Consider the following 20,711-nt stretch of genomic DNA (forward strand, 5'->3'; position numbering starts at 1 on the left):
AAAAAAAGTACGGTGGCAAGAGCAAGAAGGAAACACCTGTAACCATGCCGAACACAGCAGTTAAGCTTCTTCACGCCGAGAGTAGTTGGTGGGAGACTGCCTGCGAGGGTAGGACGCTGCCGTGCTTTTTAGCATTCCGGCTTAGCTCAGTTGGTAGAGCGCTTGACTGTTAATCAAGATGTCGTCAGTTCGAGTCTGACAGCCGGAGCGAGCAAAGAGAAGAGGACCTGAAGGTCCTCTTTTTTTCTATTCATTAACCATAAAAGGCTAGTTTTAATATATTAGAAAAATGTTAGGCAATAGTTAGAGAAAGTGACACAGAGCCTGTTTCACGGTACAATATTAGCGGATACATTTTATCTAAAGGAGGAAATCTCATGGTAGGAATTGTTTTAGCCAGCCACGGTGGATTTGCCGATGGAATTGCGCAGTCTGCGCAAATGCTGTTTGGCGAACAAGACAATTTTGCTCATGTCATTTTAAAGCCTGATGAAGGGCCAGATGATATAAGGGGCAAAATGGAAACAGCAATAACTTCATTTGAAAATCAGGATGAAGTACTGTTAATAGTTGATTTGTGGGGAGGTACGCCGTTTAATCAAGCTAATACTCTGCTTGAAAAGCATCCTAATTGGGCAGTTGTCACTGGTATGAATTTACCAATGGTTGTTGAAGCTCTAACTCAGAGGATGACAAACCCTGACATTACCGCTCATCAAATTGCAACAGCTGTTGTTGAGCCAGCAAAAGATGGTATTAAAACCAAGCCGGCAGAATTAATGCCAAAGGAAACTGCAGGTACAAAACCGCAGGCACAAACAGCATCTTCAGCTAAAAAGAAGACTATCCCGGAAGGCACTGTTGTTGGTGATGGTCACATTAAATTTGTTTTAGCTCGGATCGATTCACGATTATTACACGGCCAAGTGGCTACTGGTTGGATACCAACTATGCATCCAGACCGGGTTATCGTAGTTTCAGACAATGTAGCTAAAGACGAAATGCGTAAAAGCATGATTCGTGAAGCTGCACCTGCAGGTGTTAAAGCGCACACTGTACCGTTGAACAAGTTAGTTGAGATAGCTAAGGATCCCCGTTTTGGTAACACGCACGCCTTACTACTTTTTGAAAATCCAGAAGATGTTTTAAAAGTGATAAAAGCAGGTGTAGACATTAAAACAGTTAATGTTGGTTCAATGTCCTATAAAGTTGGAGATGTCAATGCTAACAATGTATTGTCTATGAATCAAGAAGATGTTGATACTTTCCACGAACTTGAAAAAATGGGAGTTAAGTACGATGTGCGGAAAGTTCCAACTGATAAAGAAGGCAATATGGAAGCTATTTTAAATAAAGCTCAAAGTTTGCTTGACGAGCAAAACAAGTAAGAGAATAGGAGTAAAAAATGAACGCTATTCAAATGATTTTAGTTGTCATAGTTGCCTTTCTTGCAGGTATGGAAGGCATCTTAGACCAATGGGAATTTCATCAACCATTGGTTGCTTGTACATTAATTGGCCTAGTAACCGGAAATCTGGTTTTAGGTGTTATCCTAGGTGGTTATTTACAAATGATAGCCTTGGGTTGGGCTAATATCGGTGCCGCTGTTGCGCCTGATGCTGCTTTAGCTTCTGTGGCGTCGGCTATTATTTTGGTTCAAAGTGGTCAAGGAACAAAGGGTATTGGGATGGCTACAGGTATTGCGATGCCTCTGGCCGTTGCTGGACTCTTTTTGACTATGATTGTGCGGACAATTTCTACTGGTATTGTGCACATTATGGACGCAGATGCTAAAAAAGGTAATTGGCGTAAAATTAATATGTGGCAATGGATTGACGTTTGTCTGCAAGGATTAAGAATTGCCATTCCAGCTGCATTGCTGTTAGCTATTCCAGCATCGACTGTTAAATATTGGCTAGGTTTAATGCCAGCATGGCTAAGTGATGGTATGTCAATCGGTGGTGCCATGGTTGTTGCCGTTGGTTACGCAATGGTGATCAACATGATGGCCAGCCGTGAAGTTTGGCCGTTCTTTGCTATCGGTTTTGCTTTAGCAGCTATTAAAGATTTAACTTTGATTGCTTTGGGTGCCATTGGTTTGGCAATGGCTCTCATGTATTTAGCATTAGAGTCAAAAGGTGGCAATAACAGCAGTTCAAATTCTGATGATGAAGGTACCGGCGATCCACTCGGCGATATCATAGACGACTATTAGAGTGATATTTAAGAGGAGGATTTTATAATGGCTGATAAAAAAATAAAATTAACTAAAGCCGACCGCTTCAAAGTTATGTGGCACTCACAATTTTTGCAAGCTTCATGGAACTACGAAAGAATGCAGAATGGTGGATATGCATATTCACTTATTCCTGCTTTAAGAAAACTTTATCCTAAAAAAGATGATATGGCTGCAGCTTTGCAGAGACACCTGGTCTTCTTTAACGTTCACCCTTACTTAGTATCGCCAATTCTCGGTGTTACTTTAGCTTTGGAAGAGGATAAGGCTAACGGAGCTAAAGTTGAAGATGAAGCTATTCAAGGTGTTAAGGTCGGAATGATGGGACCTTTAGCCGGTGTCGGTGACCCTGTATTCTGGTACACTGTACGGCCAATTGTTGGTGCTCTAGGTGCCTCAATGGCTATTCAAGGCAATATTTTAGGACCAATTTTGTTCTTCGTTATTTGGAACGTAATTAGATTGGCCTTCATGTGGTACACACAGGAATTTGGCTACAAGGCTGGTTCTGCGATTACTAATGATATGTCTGGTGGTCTATTGCAAAAGGTAACCCGTGGAGCTTCGATGATGGGTATGTTTGTTTTAGGCTCCCTGATTGAACGCTGGGTTAACATTAAGTTCACTCCGATTGTTTCAAAGACGCCTGTCCAAAAGGGTGGCTATATTGATTGGGGCTCACTTCCAGCCGGTGCTAAAGGTATTCAACAAGCTTTAATTGATCAGGCAAATGGCTTATCTTTAACCAAGTTTAAAGTTACTACTTTGCAAAACAACTTGGATAGTTTAATCCCTGGTTTAGCTGGACTACTTTTGACTTTCCTGTGTATGTGGTTGTTAAAGAAGAAAGTTTCACCAATCGTAATTATTATTGCCATCTTCATTGTTGGTGTCGTTTTGCATGTTCTGCATGTGCTTTAATCTAAAATGGTTGAATCAAGTAACACCAAAGTTGATTTAACGACAAATGCGACTTGGTTTCGCTCGTTATCTACATACGGAAAAGTAATGGTCGGAGATAAGGCATTTGAATTCTATAATGACCGCAACATCTCTGATTATGTCCAGATTCCGTGGTCAGAAGTTACCTATGTGGTGGCGGATGTTTATTTCCATGGACGCTATATACCTCGTTTTGAAATTCGCACTCGTGCAAACGGAAAATTTATTTTTACAACACGTAATAATAAAAAAACTTTGCGCGCTATTCGTAAGTATGTCCCCGCCAATAGAATGCGGCAGGCACTTGGATTGTGGCAAAAAATCAAAAGAAGAATAATGCATAAATAAAAAGGTGTCTGGGAAAAAACTAAATCCCAGATAACAAAAGACGATCAATTTAACTCTTAATTTGATCGTCTTTTTCTGTCTCTTTTTATTCTTGAATAAAAAAGAATGGTCCTTAGGCCATCTTCTGTGCCAATATTTGCTTAAATTCATCATCATGAAGGCTATTCCAACATCGGTTTCTACCTTCTTTTTCCCTCTTAAATGGGTTCGGCGCATGCCAAAGACGTTCTTCAAATGCCCGAAAACTGGCTCGACATCATACTTTCTCATGCTATAGCTGTGTCTGCCTTCGGGACTTTGGAGAACTGCTTTGGCTTTTTCTTTTAAGTATTGCCAGTTAGGATTATAGCGTACTTGGCGCTGATGTCCGCTTTTGGTTTTTGCCAATTGCTCTAGTTCCGGCGTTAGTTGTACTTCATCTGCTTCATAGACCTTAAAATCACGTACTTGACCAGTCGAGCGCTCCTGGCGCTGGCTATAATATTTGAAGTTGAATTTAACGCCATTTTGATCAAGGTAGTAATCGTCTTTTTCATTATAGAACCAGTTAAGCAGCTTAGTCGGATCATTCTTATATTTCCGAGTTTGTTCCTTTTCGTACATAGTATAGGGAATGTAGTACTTTTTATTTGAATACTTGTCTTCTAGCAGTGAGTAGTTATATTCACTGCCATAACCAGCATCGGCGACAATCTTGTCAAACTTATCCAGTGTCGTCATTTGTTTTAGAAATGGTTCTAGGGTCTTAAAGTCAGTTGGATTAGGATACAAAGCAAAGTCAACTACATATTGATTCGTAGTCGCTGCTTGAATATTGTAGCCTGGCTTGAGCTGCCCATTCTTCATATGATCTTCTTTCATATGCATGAAAGTCGCGTCATGGTCTGTCTTGGAATAACTATTGCGCCCGGCAAAGATTTTTTCTGCTTCTTCATATTTCTTCATTCTAGGAACATAATCTTTTTTTAGCTGATGAAGCAGCTTCTTAAGACCACGTCTTCTGGCTTTTTTAGGAGAACCGCCAGGAATGACTTTAGGCTCTTGCGCAATTTCCTCAGTCAGTTTTTCAATCTCAGCTTCGGTTTCACGCGCTAGTTCGGTCAAACCTTGGCTGGTCTGCACTTGCTCTTGCGCCATTGCTTTAACGACTTCTTTAGCAATCAGTTCGTCATAAAGCTCTGCTGCTTGACCCTTTAGCTTTTCATGAAACTTCTCGACCGCCTTGCGCCAAACAAAAGTATAGCGATTAGCATCAGCTGCAATTTTTGTGCCATCAATGAAGAGCGCCCCTTCATTGATCAGGCCTTCTGCCTCTAAAAGATTAGCAAAGTAAAGGAAGCTTTTCTTAACCAATTCGTTAGCGTGGTCGCTTGATCTAAAGTTATTGATCGTATGATATGAAATCTGCTGGTGCTCAGCTAATACCATCATCGGCAGATTTTCTGCTAGCAGCAGCTCAATCTTTCTGCCTGAAAACACTCTGCGAGAATAAGCAAAGAGCAAAATCTTCAACATCATAGCCGGGTGATAAGCAGGTCGCCCAGTTTTGGCAGTATCACCCAGCAAAACTTCTTCTGGGATCGAGTCAACGAACCAGCCAATCACGGTCGCTAAGTGATTATTAGGAATAGTAAAGTCTAAATTAAGTGTTAAAGCAGTTTGGCCTGTGATATAATCTTTGTACATGTTAGTTTCCACCTTTTTGTTTTTATTTTGTGGTGATTTAATAATATCAAGGCAGAAGCTAAAAGTATAGCAAAAGAACGATGAAATCCGTGAGGAAATCATCGTTCTTTTTTCGTAGTCTGGGAACTAGTTTTTTCCCAGACACTTTTTTACTTAATTCTTGCTTTTAATATTTATTTTTTCCACAACACCCAATTCACCAACAATTTCTGTTTCAAAGCTTGCATTGCTATGCCTTCTTTTCTTCGTGCCAAATTTTAGACAGGGTTGACAAAACTATAAAGATTAACAGTGCTGAAATCATGGAAATCCTGTTTTCAGGCAAAATCAGCAGTAATATAATCATCAAAATAAAAAAGATCAAGGTGATATAGTCCCAGAAAGGGAAACCAGGCATTTTAAAATCGGTAAGTTCTTGTGCCGGTGTTTTTTTGCGGTAAGCAATGTGGGTTAAAAGCATCAAGCACCAGATAATTAAGAACATACTGGTGGAGGTTGAAGAAATAAAATTAAATGCCTCATTGCCGATGACAATGATAACAAAAGGTGCTAAGGCCATTAGGCAGGCTGATAAGGTTAAAGCATTTTGTGGTAATTGTCTTCTTAGATGACCAAATGTCTGGTTAAATTTACCCTTACCGTTAAAAGTAACAGAAAATAATAACCGGCCTGCACTGTAAAGAATACTATTGGTTGAAGAAACAGCTGCTGAAATAACAACAAAGTTGATAATTGAACCGGCATTGCGAATACCAGTTGCTGCTAGAGTCTGCACAAACGGACTGGAATTTGTAGCCACCTTATCCCAGGGAATCACTACTAAAATAGCAATAATGGCCAGTACATAGAATAAAATGATACGCATTGGAACCTCATTAATAGCCTTTCTAATTGTTACCTTAGGATTTTGGGCTTCGGCAGCAGTTAATCCGACTAGTTCAACGCCAACAAAGCTGAAGATAACCATTTGAAAGCCGGAAAAGAACCCGGTGCCGCCTTTAGCAAAAAAGCCACCATGTGTGGATAGGTTAGCAAGAGTAACGGGTCCAAAAGAGGTTTTGCCACCAGTTATTAATAAATAGGCTACTAAAATCACGAAGGCAATAACCGTCACAATCTTAATTATGGCAAAACTAAATTCTAGATTGCCAAAAAGACGGGCAGAAAGCAAATTGATAAATAGCAAAACAGCTATGGTTACTAAACCAGGTACCCACGTAGGCAAATCGGGAAACCAGTATTGAAAATATATTCCCAAGGCTGTCATTTCCGCCATACCCAAGGTAACCCAACTAATCCAGTAGAGATAACCAGAAATAAACCCGATATTTTTACCCAAGTACTTTTCGATAAAGTCAATATAGGTATGCTTAGATAAGTCTGAAATTATGAGCTCACCTAAAGCTCGCATTAGTAGAAACAAGAAAATACCGACAATGGCATAAATTAAAATGACGCTGGGACCGGCTCGTCTAATGCTATTACCTACACCTAGAAATAAACCTGTACCAATTGTCCCACCCAGGGCAATCAATTGAATATGCGCGTTTGTCAAGGTTCGTTCGTAACCAGAACCGTTATTTTCTTCTTCTTCGCTCATTAAATCACTCCAAATACTTAAAAATTAGTTACATTATTAAATTATAGCATTATACAAAAGCGTATGTTTTTAACAAAATAAAATTTGGTCAAATTGTAAGTTTTGTTATGTTAAAAAGGGCTTTATTTAAAGACAAATTGTAGTATCATATATTTTATTAAAAATAAATTAAGGAGGAAGATTTAATGTTTACCATTGGCCAATTTACTGTTAACAACTTGGAGATTAGTTTGGTATTACCGGAAGTCAGTCATGCGGAAACCTTATACGAAATTATTGTCCATGACTGTGATCAGCTGGCACATTTTTTACCTTGGGCAGGTAAGATTGCGAGTGTCAAAGATGAAGTTGATTTTATTAAGGCAATGCGAGTTGACACCGCTAATTATAAGAAACTGGTACTAGTTGTTCTTGTCAATGGCAAACCAGCGGGAATGGTTGACCTGCACAATATTAAGTTAAAAAATGAAAGCGGCGAAATTGGCTATTGGCTGGGGCAAAAATATCAGGGTAACGGAATAATGACCCATGCCGTTAAAAAGTTAGTAGACGTATCATTCAACCAGTTTGGATTACATAGTATTAAATTACTGGCAGATCATAATAATAAACCTAGTAGAGCCATTGCTGAAAGGCTGCATTTTGAATATGTGGCCAGGCTTAAAGATGAAGTTAAGTATCACGGTAAGTTCTGTGATATGGAGTTATATATCACATTTAATCCTAAAAACTAATCAACAAAATTGCTGGTAAAATTTACCAGCAATTTTGTTATTTGTCTTCGTATCCTTGAGGATGAGTTTGATGCCATTTCCAAGCACTTGCCATCATATCTTCAGCGCTCTCGTGTTGTGGCTCCCAGCCTAAAATAGTTCTGGCTTTAGCTGAATCGGCCACTAAACTGTCAGGGTCTCCTGCACGTCGTGGTCCCATAGTATATGGAATTTCAATATTGGTAACTTTACGAGCCGCCTGTAAGATCTCTAAGTTGGAATAGCCGTGAGCAGTTCCGAGGTTGAAAACATCGGATTTGTTGGTTTTAACTAAGTATTTTAGTGCCAGTACATGCGCGTCGATGAGATCTTCGATTTGAACGTAATCTCTGACATTAGTGCCATCTTTAGTGTCGTAGTCATTACCAAAAATAGTAAATTTACCATCGCCACTGACAGCACTTTTTAAAATATTAGGAATTAAATGCGTTTCCGGAGAGTGATCTTCTCCAATTGACCCATCACTTGCAGCACCAGCAACGTTGAAATAGCGTAGTGCAATTGATTTGATACCATCAGCTTTATCTGCCCAATGCATGATTTTTTCCATCATTACTTTGGTTTCGCCATAAGGGCTAATCGGATTAAGCGGTGAATCTTCAGTAATTGGCAATTTCTTAGGGATGCCGTATGTGGCAGCGCTGGAAGAAAAGACGAGGTATTTTACATCGGCATCTTTCATGGCCTCTAGGAGTGCGATCATACCTGAAACGTTATTATCATAGTATTTCAGTGGCTTTTCCACAGATTCAGGCACTAAAGAATATGCAGCAAAGTGCATAACTGCCTCAATTTTTTCTTGACGCAATATTTGGCTAACTAAAAACTTGTTCTCAATATCTCCTTGGTAAAACTTGGCTTTAGAGTTGACTGCTTTTCTGTGTCCAGTGTACAAAGCGTCAAGGACAACAACATCATTATTTTGTTCAATTAATTTTTTAACTGCTACTGAGCCTATATAACCGGCACCGCCGATAACTAAAACACGCATAAATTCCTCCAATTATTATATGGTAATGATCTTCTGTCTAAATTTTAGCACAGTCTGTTAATTTAAAAGACAATTATTGACAGTAAAATCATTTTGCAATACAGTTACTTTTAGTAAGATAGCTAGAAAGAAGTATCAAAATGATTCATAATTCCACAATTAACCAGCAAATTAATCATCGCTCTATCAGAAAATTTAAAGATCAAACACTAAGTGCAGAGCAATTAAATACTTTGTACACAGTTTTTCAACATACAGCGACCAGCATGTTTATGCAAAATGCGACAATGCTTCATATTACTGATGAAAGTAAAAGGGCAAAAATCAGAGAATTGTGCGGCCAAAAATATGTTGGTGCTGAAGGAGATTTGTTTATCTTTATAGTTGATTTATACCGCAACCAACAAATTCGCCGCCAGTTAGGTAAAGATGACGGACGTGTTCATACCACGGATATTTTCTTTCAGGGGATGGATGACACATTACTTGCTTGGCAAAATGTGGCTAATGCTGTTGAAAGTATGAATTTAGGTTATGTGCCTCTTGGCACCATTAATGATCACCCGTTAAAAATGCTAGACGTATTAGACTTGCCTAAGCTGACATTTCCAGCGTTAGGGATGCAAGTGGGTATTCCTGATCAAGAACCGCAATTGAAACCGCGCTTGCCACTAGCATTTACTACTTTTGAAAATGAGTATCCGCGTGATTTTAAAGTGGCAGACTTGAAAGACTATGACCAAGTCGTTACCACTTACTATGACTTGCGGGATGCTAATAGACGTATTGATTCTTTTACCAAGCAAATAACTGGTGACAAGTTAAACGATAAGAGAATTGACCGTGACGAGTTGCCAAAATTGCTGCACAAGCAAGAGCTTTGCCTAGATTGGAAATAAAATAAAAGTCGCGCATTCGATTGCACGACTTTTTTTGTTTTGGTATAATTTAAACGTTGTAAAAAGTTGCTGATTTAGCTCAGTTGGTAGAGCGTTTCCCTCGTAAAGAAAAGGTCGCCAGTTCGATTCTGGCAATCAGCATTTTTAAGAATCACATAGATTAATTAGCCTTGATTTATCAACGTTTTTCGAAGATAAATAAAGGCTGATTTTAGTTAATAAAAGTAATTTGGCACAAAAAATGGCACACAGTTTTTTGCTGTGTGTCAGAAAAATCTTTTGGAGTGGAACAGTTGTTGATATAGCGGGCTTTATGCCCGTTATTTTTTGTGCCAAGAATTATAAAACTTTAAAAATAACCATTTTTTAAAACATCGTCTATTAAAGGATTTTTAACATTAAGTTGCTTATCAATACTTTTAAAAAATTTTTCGAATAGCAGATAGTCATATGGATGAGATTGAAGAAAATTTTTATACCAATTTCTGTTTTTCTTGCGATTAGATGGATTACTAAATTCTTTTCGCTTATCAGATGAAATTCTTTTCGCCTTCCTTAAAATAAATGCCCCATCAATATCAGTAGTAGCTGTACTTATTGGAGTCATGTCTAAAAAGTCACACAGTAAGTAGTAATGTGCTTTTGATACTGAATGTTTAATATCTGATGCTGTTGCTGAAGCTTCTTGAAACATTGTTTTGTCTAAATTTGTTTTTAATTCCGCTACAACATAACCTAGATTTAAGGTATTACTTTCTATTTTTGCTTGATCTGAAAATGTTTTATCAAAAGAAGCATGAACAAATAACTTTCTGCTTAAGGCGAAATCTTGGTCCTTAGTTTTTACTTTAAGACTACCAGCAATTCCGGGATTTACTAAACTTGAATTGAATCTAAGTGATGAGAATGTTTTAGTTTGACTTGCTATATCTAGTGCATCATTACCATTAAATAAGTTTGGGTGAGAAATTTGAAGACATTTTTTAACAAAAATAGGTAAAAATTCTTCCATTACAGTATTATCTAACTTAATTTGACCCTTTTGACGATAAAGGAAAGTAGTATCACTACAAAAAATAGTATTATAATCCAATTCTAATTTATAATCATTTAAAAGGCGTACCATTTTTTTAATAGCAACTTCAAGCTTTTCTTTTGAAGGGTCAATTTTATCTAAATTATTAGCCCAGGCTTCATATGTGTTTAATGCACTTTTTAATCTTTGTTTATCTGATTTAGGAACTTTTTCGTTGTTAATTGCAGAGTCTATTTTTTGACCATGAATACCTAACTTATTTTTCATTTTATTTTCCCTCTTTAGTTCGGTGATGGATTTATTGATTCAACGCCATTAATGGCTTCTGTTAACAAGGTAATTATTTTTTCATCACTGTGTTTAGCTCTTTCCAATGCATCTTGAAGTACATTTTTAGCTAATATTTTTGCTTGATCAATTATGGTTTCAACTGCTAATTTGTTTTTTTTATTATATTTAAAGTGCAGTATATCTTCATATACAATATTGCCGAATTTATTGGTAAACTTTCTTTCTTGATGTATATTTAAACTTAAGTTGAATATGGACGAAAATATGCTATTTACAATATTGCTATTATAGATAGGAATACCTAGAATATTAGATTGTCTACCAATAACAAAGATAATAGTAGAATTGAATTGAATTGAATTGAGTATTGAATTAATTGAGAGTGACATATCAATACAATACTCAGTAACAGTTTTAAATCTATTACTTCTATTTCTTCTGTTAGAACCAAATTCCTTTTTTGCTATATTAAGCACATTATAACCTAAAAGTTCTACTGATTTACGATAATTTTGATGATAATTAAAAACATTAATATATGGAGGAGATGTGAAAACTAAATTTGGCTTTTTTGGATAAGCATGAATGCTTCTAATATCTCCTCTGTATACTTTAATATCTTTATTAAATACAGGTAAAGCCATAATTTTTTCACTAATTTGAGACCACTTTTTTTCAATTTCTATGTAGTTTACTTTGCTTTTATCTTTAATGTCTAGTAATACTATTAAAAGAGACTCCAGAGTTTTAACTATGTTGTCAGTTTGAGTGTTTATATCTTTTAAAATTATAGAAATTATTTGGTCTGAGAATAAACAAGAGTCTAGCAAATGCTGTACTTTATTTATTATTGTTTTTCTTTGCTCAATGGTTAATTTAGCCATTACAAAAAAATTAGACATAAAAAAAGCTGCAGGATTTAATTCTACTCCAAATGAAGGAATTTTATTAAGTATGCCAGCATATAAAGAGTTTCCTGAACCAGCAAAAGGATCAAGTAATATGCTGTTTTTTGAACTAAAAGTAGAAATCATATTTACAGCAAAATCTGGTGTAAATTGTCCTCGCCAAGGGAATAAACTATTATTGTGTTTGTCAGTTACATCAAGAAGTGACTGCTCCATAATTGAATGGTTAATAGGCTTTGAGATTATTTTATAATAATTAGTTTTCATTTTGTGTTGACTCCAAGTTGATTTCTATTCAAAAGTTAAAATTACGTATTCTATCTTATCATAGCTTGAGATTTTTAAAGGATTTCATAACTAGAAATGTAGTTACTTATATAGAATAGAGTATATAAGATTGATACAAAATTATTAATCAACAAAAAAGTCTACATCTGCAAGATCATTTAAAGAGGTATCTCTGTCTGCAAAATGGGGCCAGTGATTTGTAAAGTAGTGTTTGAAAGTTCTAGGCATTTTTGTGCGTAAAGTATCTTGCATATCACGCAAAGCTTTAGCGTTTTGTTTGTAAACTTTTGAAAATTTAGGCATTAGTTCAATTTGCATATCGCGCAAGGCAGCTGCATTTTGTTTATAGGTATCTGCCAATTTGTGTATTAATTCTGATGCTATTAAAAAGTCCTTTTTTTCTGTTTTAATTTTGTCTAGAAAATTTTTATCTTTTTTGGTTGATTCATAAAATTTTATAAATGAACTATCAAGCTTTATTGTTTCTTGCTCTAACCTTTTGGGAAGGTTAGATTCATCGAGAATATCTTTAACATCATATCCAATCAAGAAAAGAATATTGTTTTTATCAATTTTAATTTGATCTTTTATTATCTTAGGCCAATTTTTAATAACCCATGAAGTAACTTTTTTATCAAAGTTTTTAAGACTAATCTTTTCTTCATTTTGTATAAATTCGCGTTCATAAGAATATAAAAAAGTTTTTCTAGTTCGCTCAAAGAAGTCTTGTGCAGAGTCATCGAAATAACCAGAAGTATTGTCTGAAATATAAGTAGGGAAAAAGTCAGTATTATATTCGTCAGTACCAAGCTTGCTAGATGAGTAATCTTTGTCAGCATACCAATGCCATGTAAATTCTGCATCAGAAAAAAGTGCTTCAATTAATTTTTGAGTTACTGGTAATAATGAAGTATCTATTTCGATAAATTCTTTGTTTGTTTCACCATCGTAATTTTTGACTTTAAAATTATGAATTACTTTTTCAAATATATTGTCTATAAAGTTTGTTAGTTCTTTTTTGCTTCCATAAATGGTTTGAAATTTACTCCAGCCTAATCTTTCTGAAATTTGTCCCAAAGGTTCATCGGGAATGAAAGTAGAATTATTTTTTTTAAACTTGTGGTGTTCAATACAGCTAATTAGAGCAGTATCATCGCATAAATCTAATTGCGATAATTTACGTTCATTTTTTGCTTTTATTATTCGGTCTGAAATATTATCTAGCCAAAATTTGGTAAGAGTCATGTTTTTCTCCTTTTTTATTTGTCAATGATATTTATAAAAATAAAATTTGCTATATTTATTTAAAATTATAATATTGGTTAGAAAATTAAACAATCATAGAATAATATCCGTAAAGTTCGAAAGGGCTTTACGGATATTATTTTTAAGTCCAGATATGGTGGCGCCACCAGAAGGACGGTTAAGGACAAAAGGTGAATATCGTTTGTTAATTTTTAGACCGAATTTCTGGTATCACTTTTGTTCTTTTCTGTTCGCCTGACGGAAGGGAACCACAATGGGCAAAGTAGAAGAAAAAAGAACTGTAAATATTAAGATCGTTATCAATGAATTAAAAGTTGCATGCAAGAAGCACAATGAAAAAGAAGTGCAACGTTTATGTAGTAGAGTAGATCACTTGTTTAATCAAATACAAGAAAATCAATATCGTAAAGACAGAAAGTATGGCTTGCTTAGTCTTAATTATAAATATGCTAATAATGAATTTTTGGGTTTTATATCTAGTGCAGCTTTGACACCTCTAGATTATATTTTGAAAGAAGAAAAAGTTGCTTCACTAATAGAAGCGTTAATGTCTCTATCTGAGATTGATCGAACGATTGTGATTGAAAAATGTTTGTATGGAACAGCCAATAATAAATTGGCAAAATATTTAGGACTAAGTGATAAGACTGTAAAAAGCCATTTAGATAAAGCTTTGCTTCAACTTCGAAAAAAATTAAATGAAAATATCGAAAAATCTCCGGATATGGTTGCTTAAAAGTCCATATAAGTGAGAACTCGAAAATCGAGTTCAGAATTAATCATAAGGAGGATCTTCATCATGAAGATTTCAAATAAGAAGGGTGGATACTCCACCGAAATAGCTAATAGTTATATAGATACTAAACAACCAATAAGGTTACTTAGTACTGAATTAGAAGAGCAGGTACTCTTTGAAAATGGCAAACCAACGGACGATGTGGCAGCTTATAAAGCATGGTTTACCCAAAAGGGCTTACCGCCGTTTACCGTTAAGTTTCCAGAAAAAGTGAAGTTACCTGAATATATGTCACTTATAAGTTTTGACAACTTACAAGCGTGTGAAGTTAACTATAATGTTTACTTTAAGGCTGATGGATTTAAGGAGGTTAAGTAAGGTTGGTTATGACTACTAAGGAATTACAGCAGTATTTGCTGCAGAGCTTGAATATGGCTTTATCTAATCAAATACAAGGAGAATCAAGTTATACTAATAGCTTTGATTGTAAAATTGAAGAACAAGGATTTTTGTTTTTACCGAGGTTGCCTTCGGGCTACCTCATTGATGATGAGCTGTACCAGAAGATCTTTATAATTGCTAACGCAGCATTATATCCATGTTATACATTGTTGAAACAGAATACAGCGTATTTTGTACCAATAGATACAGATGATATACATACGCAGAGAGGCTTGTTTTTTCCGTGGCGTAAAGGTATTTCGGAACGGCTGATAATACCAGATTTGGAGCAATTTGCTCAAGAAAATCAGAGTACAAAAATACCAATAATGAAGAATTTAGCAATTGATTATGGCAAGGTTACTTCAATTGCTATTGCAGGTAATTCAGGATCGGGAAAGTCTTATGCATTAACGTATTTTCTAAGTATGCTAAAAAATATTTCTGATTTGATTATTGTTGATCCAAAATTTGATACACCAAGTCGTTGGGCTAGAGAAAATGGGATAGCCGCGATACATCCGCAACCAAATCGGTCTAAATCGGATTTTGTTTCAGAGGTAAACGAACGGTTGAGTGAGTGTTTAAAGACAATTCAACAACGTCAAGCAATGCTTTATGAAAACTCAAAACAAAATTTTAAGCATTTAACAATAGTGATAGATGAAGTTTTAGCACTTACTGAAGGCGTTAATAAGTCTATTAAAGAAGCGTTCTTTTCGCTAATATCTCAAATTGCCTTGATGGGTAGAGCTACAAAGGTACATTTGTTTCTTGTAAGTCAGCGTTTTGACTACAACACGATTCCAATATCAGTTAGGGAGCAACTTAATGTTCTTATCCAGATAGGTAACATCAACAAAAAAACTACCCAATTTCTTTACCCGGATTTAGACCCTGAAGGTATTGTAATACCTATTGGTAAGGGAACAGGGCTAATTCAAGTAATTGACAATGAAAAACCATATCAAGTCTTACCATTACTTTTTCCAACATATTTTACAAAGAAAGGTATCCTATAATTCAATGAAAAAATCCTATTTTATATATACATACAATTTAAATATATTTCTTAGCTTAGTAAGCATTCCAACTATCTGTTTTGGCTGGCTAATAAAAATTTGTTTACCTAATTTATTTGGTAAACAAATGGCTCAAGTCATTAAAAGGGTAGGGTCTTATAGTCTAATAGTTGGCATAATTTTATTAGTTATTCTTTTCATTCTAATTGGGATAGAGTGGATAATAAGAATAAGAGATAAAAGCTTGCTCTATTGGTTTAAATCAATTTGGCAAACAATTCAAATACGAGGCTTTTTAAAACAGAGTCAAGTTGTCCAGAAAACCACAAACAATGGACAGCAGCAAGCCAATGTAATAAATTCAGTTATTGAGAGTTTCAATGAAGCTGTAAGTGGAAGTATTGTTGACATTAAAAAAAATACAATAATTGTGATGATACCAATTCCTAAAACTCAACAATCTCAAGCAATATTAGGAAGTATTCAATCGCAAATAAAGGATGAGATCGCAAGTAAAAATAGTAAATATTATTTTTCCCAGCCTTTGAGAGTTGGTAAAAATTTATGTATTACTGGTAATAGAAAATAAAGTTTAAAAAAAGGCAGTGCCGTGGCTCACGTAGTGAAAGCCGCAGGCACTGCCTTTTTTGTATTCAGTTAATCGACTGGGGATACTACGACCCCCAGTCGATTAGTAATCAATAATCAAAATTATTTTAAATAACAAAATATTCTTTATACGAATAGAAAATAAAGCAACTGTAATACTAATAAAGTGGCAAAAATGCGAAGCTTCCATAACATTTAATTGCTTTCTGAATATAATTTTGATGAAATTTAAATTGCAATACGCAATGCTAGTAGTAAAATATGATTATTGAAGGATTTTATATATTACTTTTTAGGGTCTTGTTCTAGGTGATTAAGGGCATATTCACATGCTTGAATTACGAATCCTGAAAAAGTAACATCTTTTCCTTTGATAGCTTGCTCAATTTTTTCAACAAGTTGCAAAGGAAACCTGACAGTTTTGTTTTCAGTTTCTTTGCGGTTAGGTCGTATTATGAACGTCAATTTAATTACCTCCTGCATGATTTTATTGTAAAAGCTAATTTGATATAAATATGCATTGCAAAATGCAATTGAAAAGTATTGCAAAAACGTGAAGTAATTAAAGAAAGGATTAGATACAGATTGAATAAAAATAAAATAGGTTTTGATTAATTATAGAGGGAATATAATGAAATTTATAAAAATAGTTAGAAATGTTACAGTAGTTGGTGTATTAGCAGCAGCAATTGGCTCAAGTTTTGAAATAATTTCAAAATCTGATGTTAGGCCCGTTGTGGTAAATGCAGCTAGTAAAAAAGTCCATCATGCTAAGAAAAGGCGTACTAAGAAACCAAAGATTAAACAGGCGACATTAATTTTGCCTAAAGGTTATACACGCGAGCGTCTTAGAGAAGCAGCTCATTATGAAAAAAAGGTAATATCAAACACTAACAATATAGAAAAAGTTGAGGGAGGGTATGTATCAAATCCAAGCCCTGCATTTATTAAGGCTTGTATGAAAGGAATGCGAATAAATAATTTTGGCGATTCTGGCGCACTTGATAGTTCTGGAGATACTAAAAAGGTTAATCCAAATAAATTAACCTTTGAGCAGACAAAAGAGCTAACTTCTTTTACTTTAAGGCTGATTAATGAAGCTAGAAGCACCCTTGGATTGAAACCATGGCTTACAAGTGATAACACACAAAAATTAGCTAACGATATTGCAACTGAATACATCAAACATAAGAAATCAATTTTTGATAATACAGCTTATGATGTTGGAATTGTTCGTGCTAGTCGAAAAAATGGTTTAAACATTGATCAAAACTATATTGATAATTATGATGGAACTGAAGCGGATGATAGTGGAAAAGATACTATTTTATATCTCAAGCAACTTGTTTATATTGATCTTGAATCATGGATATTTGGTACGCTAGACTCGAATTATGTTAGTAAAAAAGATTTTACAGATTGGACTTTTGCTAGCCAGTTATTGACAACAGGAACAGGTAACGAAAATGAGGATAATGAAACACATTATTTCGCATTAAGTATTTCACGTCTTCATGGTGATTTTACATATCATTTTATAGATATACCATCATCACTTTATACGGGTGAAATGGCTGCAAGAACAGGTACGACATTTAAACCGTAAAAATTTGTAATATTAAAGATAAAGAGAAAGGAAAAATTATGAAGTTAAAGAAAGTTTTATTAACAACAGTTGCAGGTTTAGGATTAATATGTGCTGTTAATTTTGTTCAAATACAGCAGGTTAATGCAGATATTGACGTGAATACAATAACTAAAGTACCTACTAAAGATATTAAGTTCCCAGATACACCTAAAGCTCTCAGAGGTACATGGTATTGCCCAGGATGCCCCAAGCTTAAAGTTACCAAAAATGGTCAATCAATTAAGGAATGGGGAATGCTAGGTAGAGTAATTGATGCACGCTGGGATAAATTGAGCAATGGTGGATACAGTCTATGGGTTCAAGAAATTGCTGTAGAAAAACATAACGGCAAATTAGCAATCATGAAGGATGAGGACGGTAATCTTATGAGTGCTTCAGGTTCCATTACTTATTTTGTAAAAAATGTTTCTTATAAAGGAAAAAAATATAAGGTTTTATTGGCACAAACAGCGCCAACAGATTGGCTTGAGCCACGTTTTAATCATCGAGTTTCTAGGAAAACTGGCAAGAAGTTGTTGAAGAAATGTCATTTGAGTAAGAAATCATTAAAAATAAATATTGAAGGAATGGATTAATAGTATTTATTAAATTTTTTAGGAAGCAAGTTAAATCTTGTTTCCTTTTTTGGTTGCCGTAAAAGATAAACTTAGTTCCGAATTTTATAGTCTAAAACTCCTTATGTGTAGGAGGCTGATTAACTATGAAGAAAGAACAACGATCTAGTAAATGGGCATTTTTAATTTATAGGGAAAGTGCGCCTAAAAATTATCTTGAAGTGCTTGAGCAAATACATGTTCCATTTGTGCTAAGTCCATGGCATGATAAGGATATAAATTTAGAAACAGGAGAAATTAAAAAAGCACACAAGCACGGTGCACTGTATTTTGATTCATTAAAGAGCTATTCACAAGTTTCTGAACTAATTAGTAGCAAATTGCATGGTCCAGCTCATGTTGAAGTGGTAATGTCGCCTAAAGGAATGTTTGACTATTTTACTCATGCAGAAAATCCAGCTAAAACACCTTACAATGTTAAAGATATTGAAAGTGGTGCAGGATTTGATTTAAATAAATTTTTGATGGAACAAAATCCAGATGAAGTTAATGCTAAAGTAATTGACGTTGTTGAAGAGCATAATTTTATTGAATTTAGAGATTTAACGCATTATGCACGTAAACATGATCCTGAACTCCTTAGTTTCATTATTAAGAGAGCATATTTTATTTCTAGGTATTTAGATTCAAGACGTTATAGTCTAATTAGTAATCGTGAGGAGGCTAAAGCTAATGAAGGTTCTGAACGGTAAAGAATTATGCAGTACTTTTAACTTTAGTACAACCTTGCTATATAAATTTAGAAAAGCAGGTATGCCCTATCATCAAATAGAGGGTGGAAGAGCATATTACTTAGTTGATGAAGTAGAAAATTGGTTGCGACAAGCAGGTTATCATCAACAAAACTTATGGTCTAAATAACTAATTAATAGTAAAATATGAGTGAACACTGTTTCACTCCTTTTAGTTAAGGAGTAACAATGATTAAAAAAATTGATTCTGGTAAACATGTAGGTAAGTGGTTAGTAAGAATTCAACCAAGAGAGAAAACTACTGGCAAAAGAATAGCTTGGCCGGCTCAATATGTTGACAGTAAAAGACAAGCTGTCCTGACTGAAAATCAAATGTGGGCTGACTATGAAGGTGGCGTAGATATTAATATTGGCAAAGCTGTTTTTGCTGATGAGTTTCAAAAATATGTTGATAAACGGTCTAAAACTATTAGTCCTGTAACTCTGAAAACTTGGCAAGATTCCGCAAATGCTTTTAAGAAATATTTTGGTAAAACTAAAATTAATCAGGTAACTACACAAATAGTGGAAGATTATGCTCATGATTATGTTGATAAACATAACGTGACTGTAAGTAATTCTTCAAACATTGCTAAACGCTTGGTGCAAATGCGTAACTTTTTTAAGTCTATTGAAGGAAAAGTGATTAGAGAAAATCCTGTTCCTGAAAGAGCTTTAAAATTATTTTTTAGACAAAGTGAATTTTCAGTTACGCAAGAATGGTATATCTTTACACCTAATGAATTAGCACAAATTAGGAATTTAATTATTGCTGATTTGAAGAAAAGTGATTTTGTTCCTAATTGGACTGGTCGTTTAGCTATTCTAATTGAAAGCTACACTGGTATGCGGATCGGTGAATTACAAGCCTTAAAGTTTAAAAATATTGTTCGTAAGAGTGGTATTTGTACGTTTAAGATTAATGATTCATGGTCTGATTATATTAAAGGCTTTAATGGGTCGTTAAAAGCTCGTCCTAAAGGTTATTCAAGGACACTTGTTCCAATACCTGAAGAAGTAATTGAACTTTTGCGGGTGTTCAAAGACAAGCAAAAAGAATATTTACAAAAACATAATTGTGAGAATTCATTGGACTTGATTTTCTTGAACTTACATGATTTTAAAGGCAAAAATGCACCAATTACACAACATGGTATTAATGACATGCTGAAGCAGATTTGCAATAGACTGGATATTAAATCTGATAGTAAAAGGCTAAGTGCATATTCATTTAGACACACAATGTGTACGAACTTGGCTAATACACCTCACATGTCTTATCCTTGGGCTGCTGAAAGAATGGGTCACTCTTTGCAAATGTTTATGAAGACTTATGTTGGTATTGATCCAGATATGGATAACCAAATGAGTATGCTATGGTCTGAAAAATTGACACTTAATTTGGCACAAAAATAAGTAAAAATTCAAAAGAAACGTTGATTTATAAAGAATGTTAAGCTAGCTTCTGGAGTGGCAATCAGCATTCAGAAGTTTATGTTAGATTAAATATCCTTGATATATCAGCGTTTTCTGTTGGTAAGTTAAGGTTATTTTTTGTTTATTAAAGATAATTATGCACACAATACGGAACACGATTTTAGCTGTGTTCTTGATAAAAACTTTTAGGTAGGCTTTTAGGTTGATAT

Annotated in this window: 21 protein-coding genes, 2 tRNA genes, 1 rRNA gene and 1 pseudogene; 18 read left to right on the plus strand and 7 right to left on the minus strand. The window is 34.8% G+C overall.

Annotation, left to right across the window (positions count from 1 at the left end; genetic code table 11):
• The first annotated feature begins 8 nt into the window (after positions 1 to 8).
• From rrf to AAA926_RS09090, 6 genes are all read left to right on the plus strand, one after another.
• Positions 9 to 125 (plus strand): 5S ribosomal RNA (gene rrf, locus AAA926_RS09065).
• Positions 126 to 135: 10 nt separating this feature from the next.
• Positions 136 to 208, plus strand: a tRNA-Asn gene (locus AAA926_RS09070).
• Between the two features lie 169 nt (positions 209 to 377).
• Positions 378 to 1,388 (plus strand): PTS sugar transporter subunit IIB, encoded by a 1,011-nt coding sequence (locus AAA926_RS09075; RefSeq protein WP_046331630.1) that lies wholly within the window; start codon positions 378 to 380, stop codon positions 1,386 to 1,388.
• 17 nt (positions 1,389 to 1,405) lie between these two features.
• Positions 1,406 to 2,215 carry a PTS mannose/fructose/sorbose transporter subunit IIC gene (locus tag AAA926_RS09080; RefSeq protein WP_187161169.1) on the plus strand — a complete coding sequence of 270 codons (810 nt, stop codon included), beginning with the start codon at positions 1,406 to 1,408 and terminating at the stop codon, positions 2,213 to 2,215.
• 27 nt (positions 2,216 to 2,242) lie between these two features.
• Positions 2,243 to 3,157, plus strand: a complete 915-nt coding sequence (locus AAA926_RS09085) for a PTS system mannose/fructose/sorbose family transporter subunit IID (protein WP_187155042.1) — start codon at positions 2,243 to 2,245, stop codon at positions 3,155 to 3,157.
• 6 nt (positions 3,158 to 3,163) lie between these two features.
• Positions 3,164 to 3,526 carry a DUF956 family protein gene (locus AAA926_RS09090; RefSeq protein ID WP_338212351.1) on the plus strand — a complete coding sequence of 121 codons (363 nt, stop codon included), beginning with the start codon at positions 3,164 to 3,166 and terminating at the stop codon, positions 3,524 to 3,526.
• Here the strand turns inward: AAA926_RS09090 and AAA926_RS09095 are convergent.
• Positions 3,524 to 5,212, minus strand: a pseudogene (locus tag AAA926_RS09095) (IS1182 family transposase); the annotation flags it as partial. The gene AAA926_RS09090 and the pseudogene AAA926_RS09095 overlap by 3 nt on opposite strands.
• 229 nt (positions 5,213 to 5,441) lie before the next feature.
• Positions 5,442 to 6,812: an amino acid permease gene (locus AAA926_RS09100; RefSeq protein WP_338212353.1), complete on the minus strand. Its 1,371-nt coding sequence runs from the start codon at positions 6,810 to 6,812 to the stop codon at positions 5,442 to 5,444.
• A gap of 185 nt (positions 6,813 to 6,997) precedes the next feature.
• Here AAA926_RS09100 and AAA926_RS09105 point away from each other — a divergent pair, with 185 nt between their 5' ends.
• Positions 6,998 to 7,546, plus strand: a complete 549-nt coding sequence (locus AAA926_RS09105; protein WP_338212354.1) for a GNAT family N-acetyltransferase — start codon at positions 6,998 to 7,000, stop codon at positions 7,544 to 7,546.
• Positions 7,547 to 7,583: 37 nt separating this feature from the next.
• Here AAA926_RS09105 and galE read toward each other — a convergent pair whose 3' ends face one another.
• On the minus strand, positions 7,584 to 8,576 hold the full coding sequence (gene galE, locus AAA926_RS09110) for a UDP-glucose 4-epimerase GalE (RefSeq protein ID WP_338212355.1): 993 nt from the start codon (positions 8,574 to 8,576) through the stop codon (positions 7,584 to 7,586).
• Between the two features lie 140 nt (positions 8,577 to 8,716).
• On the opposite strand from galE, the gene AAA926_RS09115 reads away from it, so the two are divergent.
• Together AAA926_RS09115 and AAA926_RS09120 are read left to right on the plus strand one after the other, a co-directional pair.
• Entirely contained in the window at positions 8,717 to 9,475 is a 759-nt protein-coding gene (locus AAA926_RS09115) for an NADPH-dependent oxidoreductase (RefSeq protein ID WP_338212356.1), read from the plus strand.
• A 68-nt stretch (positions 9,476 to 9,543) separates the two neighbouring features.
• A tRNA-Thr gene (locus tag AAA926_RS09120) sits at positions 9,544 to 9,616 on the plus strand.
• Between the two features lie 208 nt (positions 9,617 to 9,824).
• On the opposite strand, the gene AAA926_RS09125 is transcribed toward AAA926_RS09120, so the two are convergent.
• The 3 genes from AAA926_RS09125 to AAA926_RS09135 all read right to left on the minus strand — a co-directional run bounded on the left by AAA926_RS09125 (position 9,825) and on the right by AAA926_RS09135 (position 13,243).
• The gene (locus tag AAA926_RS09125) at positions 9,825 to 10,778 is read right to left on the minus strand and encodes a Bpu10I family restriction endonuclease (RefSeq protein ID WP_338212357.1); all 954 of its coding nucleotides are present in this window, start codon (positions 10,776 to 10,778) and stop codon (positions 9,825 to 9,827) included.
• Positions 10,779 to 10,792: 14 nt separating this feature from the next.
• Positions 10,793 to 11,977, minus strand: coding sequence for a hypothetical protein (locus tag AAA926_RS09130; RefSeq protein WP_306269646.1), 1,185 nt, complete (start codon positions 11,975 to 11,977; stop codon positions 10,793 to 10,795).
• Positions 11,978 to 12,121: 144 nt separating this feature from the next.
• Entirely contained in the window at positions 12,122 to 13,243 is a 1,122-nt protein-coding gene (locus AAA926_RS09135) for a hypothetical protein (RefSeq protein ID WP_306269649.1), read from the minus strand.
• A gap of 274 nt (positions 13,244 to 13,517) precedes the next feature.
• Here AAA926_RS09135 and AAA926_RS09140 point away from each other — a divergent pair, with 274 nt between their 5' ends.
• The 4 genes from AAA926_RS09140 (at position 13,518) to AAA926_RS09155 (ending at position 16,052) form a co-directional block, all read left to right on the plus strand.
• Positions 13,518 to 14,000, plus strand: a complete 483-nt coding sequence (locus tag AAA926_RS09140) for an RNA polymerase sigma factor (protein ID WP_306269651.1) — start codon at positions 13,518 to 13,520, stop codon at positions 13,998 to 14,000.
• 63 nt (positions 14,001 to 14,063) lie between these two features.
• A complete protein-coding gene (locus AAA926_RS09145; protein WP_306269653.1) occupies positions 14,064 to 14,378 on the plus strand; it encodes a hypothetical protein in 315 nt (104 codons plus the stop codon).
• Between the two features lie 8 nt (positions 14,379 to 14,386).
• Positions 14,387 to 15,463, plus strand: coding sequence for an AAA family ATPase (locus AAA926_RS09150; RefSeq protein ID WP_338212358.1), 1,077 nt, complete (start codon positions 14,387 to 14,389; stop codon positions 15,461 to 15,463).
• Positions 15,464 to 15,467: 4 nt separating this feature from the next.
• The gene (locus tag AAA926_RS09155) at positions 15,468 to 16,052 is read left to right on the plus strand and encodes a hypothetical protein (protein WP_338212359.1); all 585 of its coding nucleotides are present in this window, start codon (positions 15,468 to 15,470) and stop codon (positions 16,050 to 16,052) included.
• Between the two features lie 305 nt (positions 16,053 to 16,357).
• Here AAA926_RS09155 and AAA926_RS09160 read toward each other — a convergent pair whose 3' ends face one another.
• On the minus strand, positions 16,358 to 16,555 hold the full coding sequence (locus AAA926_RS09160) for a YlcI/YnfO family protein (RefSeq protein ID WP_370466839.1): 198 nt from the start codon (positions 16,553 to 16,555) through the stop codon (positions 16,358 to 16,360).
• A gap of 148 nt (positions 16,556 to 16,703) precedes the next feature.
• Here AAA926_RS09160 and AAA926_RS09165 point away from each other — a divergent pair, with 148 nt between their 5' ends.
• The 5 genes from AAA926_RS09165 (at position 16,704) to AAA926_RS09185 (ending at position 20,481) form a co-directional block, all read left to right on the plus strand.
• Complete coding sequence (locus AAA926_RS09165; RefSeq protein ID WP_306269661.1) at positions 16,704 to 17,678, plus strand: SEC10/PgrA surface exclusion domain-containing protein; 975 nt, start codon at positions 16,704 to 16,706, stop codon at positions 17,676 to 17,678.
• Between the two features lie 38 nt (positions 17,679 to 17,716).
• Positions 17,717 to 18,295, plus strand: a complete 579-nt coding sequence (locus AAA926_RS09170; protein WP_306269663.1) for a hypothetical protein — start codon at positions 17,717 to 17,719, stop codon at positions 18,293 to 18,295.
• 125 nt (positions 18,296 to 18,420) lie between these two features.
• On the plus strand, positions 18,421 to 19,026 hold the full coding sequence (locus AAA926_RS09175; protein ID WP_306269665.1) for a replication protein: 606 nt from the start codon (positions 18,421 to 18,423) through the stop codon (positions 19,024 to 19,026).
• Positions 19,007 to 19,195, plus strand: coding sequence for a hypothetical protein (locus tag AAA926_RS09180; RefSeq protein ID WP_306269667.1), 189 nt, complete (start codon positions 19,007 to 19,009; stop codon positions 19,193 to 19,195). The genes AAA926_RS09175 and AAA926_RS09180 overlap by 20 nt, the downstream gene beginning before the upstream one ends.
• 59 nt (positions 19,196 to 19,254) lie before the next feature.
• A complete protein-coding gene (locus AAA926_RS09185; protein WP_306269669.1) occupies positions 19,255 to 20,481 on the plus strand; it encodes a tyrosine-type recombinase/integrase in 1,227 nt (408 codons plus the stop codon).
• The last annotated feature ends 230 nt before the right edge of the window (positions 20,482 to 20,711 follow it).

Source organism: Lactobacillus juensis (genome assembly GCF_036246285.1).
GTDB classification, from domain to species: domain Bacteria; phylum Bacillota; class Bacilli; order Lactobacillales; family Lactobacillaceae; genus Lactobacillus; species Lactobacillus juensis.

Coding starts and splice junctions, on each gene's coding strand:
- AAA926_RS09175 (WP_306269665.1), top strand. CDS start 18,421: ATGAAGAAAGAACAACGATCTAGTAAATGGGCATTTTTAATTTATAGG.
- AAA926_RS09085 (WP_187155042.1), top strand. CDS start 2,243: ATGGCTGATAAAAAAATAAAATTAACTAAAGCCGACCGCTTCAAAGTT.
- AAA926_RS09180 (WP_306269667.1), top strand. CDS start 19,007: ATGAAGGTTCTGAACGGTAAAGAATTATGCAGTACTTTTAACTTTAGT.
- AAA926_RS09115 (WP_338212356.1), top strand. CDS start 8,717: ATGATTCATAATTCCACAATTAACCAGCAAATTAATCATCGCTCTATC.
- AAA926_RS09105 (WP_338212354.1), top strand. CDS start 6,998: ATGTTTACCATTGGCCAATTTACTGTTAACAACTTGGAGATTAGTTTG.
- AAA926_RS09090 (WP_338212351.1), top strand. CDS start 3,164: ATGGTTGAATCAAGTAACACCAAAGTTGATTTAACGACAAATGCGACT.
- AAA926_RS09160 (WP_370466839.1), bottom strand. CDS start 16,555: ATGCAGGAGGTAATTAAATTGACGTTCATAATACGACCTAACCGCAAA.
- AAA926_RS09130 (WP_306269646.1), bottom strand. CDS start 11,977: ATGAAAACTAATTATTATAAAATAATCTCAAAGCCTATTAACCATTCA.
- AAA926_RS09145 (WP_306269653.1), top strand. CDS start 14,064: ATGAAGATTTCAAATAAGAAGGGTGGATACTCCACCGAAATAGCTAAT.
- galE (WP_338212355.1), bottom strand. CDS start 8,576: ATGCGTGTTTTAGTTATCGGCGGTGCCGGTTATATAGGCTCAGTAGCA.
- AAA926_RS09100 (WP_338212353.1), bottom strand. CDS start 6,812: ATGAGCGAAGAAGAAGAAAATAACGGTTCTGGTTACGAACGAACCTTG.
- AAA926_RS09170 (WP_306269663.1), top strand. CDS start 17,717: ATGAAGTTAAAGAAAGTTTTATTAACAACAGTTGCAGGTTTAGGATTA.
- AAA926_RS09075 (WP_046331630.1), top strand. CDS start 378: ATGGTAGGAATTGTTTTAGCCAGCCACGGTGGATTTGCCGATGGAATT.
- AAA926_RS09185 (WP_306269669.1), top strand. CDS start 19,255: ATGATTAAAAAAATTGATTCTGGTAAACATGTAGGTAAGTGGTTAGTA.
- AAA926_RS09150 (WP_338212358.1), top strand. CDS start 14,387: ATGACTACTAAGGAATTACAGCAGTATTTGCTGCAGAGCTTGAATATG.
- AAA926_RS09135 (WP_306269649.1), bottom strand. CDS start 13,243: ATGACTCTTACCAAATTTTGGCTAGATAATATTTCAGACCGAATAATA.
- AAA926_RS09155 (WP_338212359.1), top strand. CDS start 15,468: ATGAAAAAATCCTATTTTATATATACATACAATTTAAATATATTTCTT.
- AAA926_RS09125 (WP_338212357.1), bottom strand. CDS start 10,778: ATGAAAAATAAGTTAGGTATTCATGGTCAAAAAATAGACTCTGCAATT.
- AAA926_RS09140 (WP_306269651.1), top strand. CDS start 13,518: ATGGGCAAAGTAGAAGAAAAAAGAACTGTAAATATTAAGATCGTTATC.
- AAA926_RS09165 (WP_306269661.1), top strand. CDS start 16,704: ATGAAATTTATAAAAATAGTTAGAAATGTTACAGTAGTTGGTGTATTA.
- AAA926_RS09080 (WP_187161169.1), top strand. CDS start 1,406: ATGAACGCTATTCAAATGATTTTAGTTGTCATAGTTGCCTTTCTTGCA.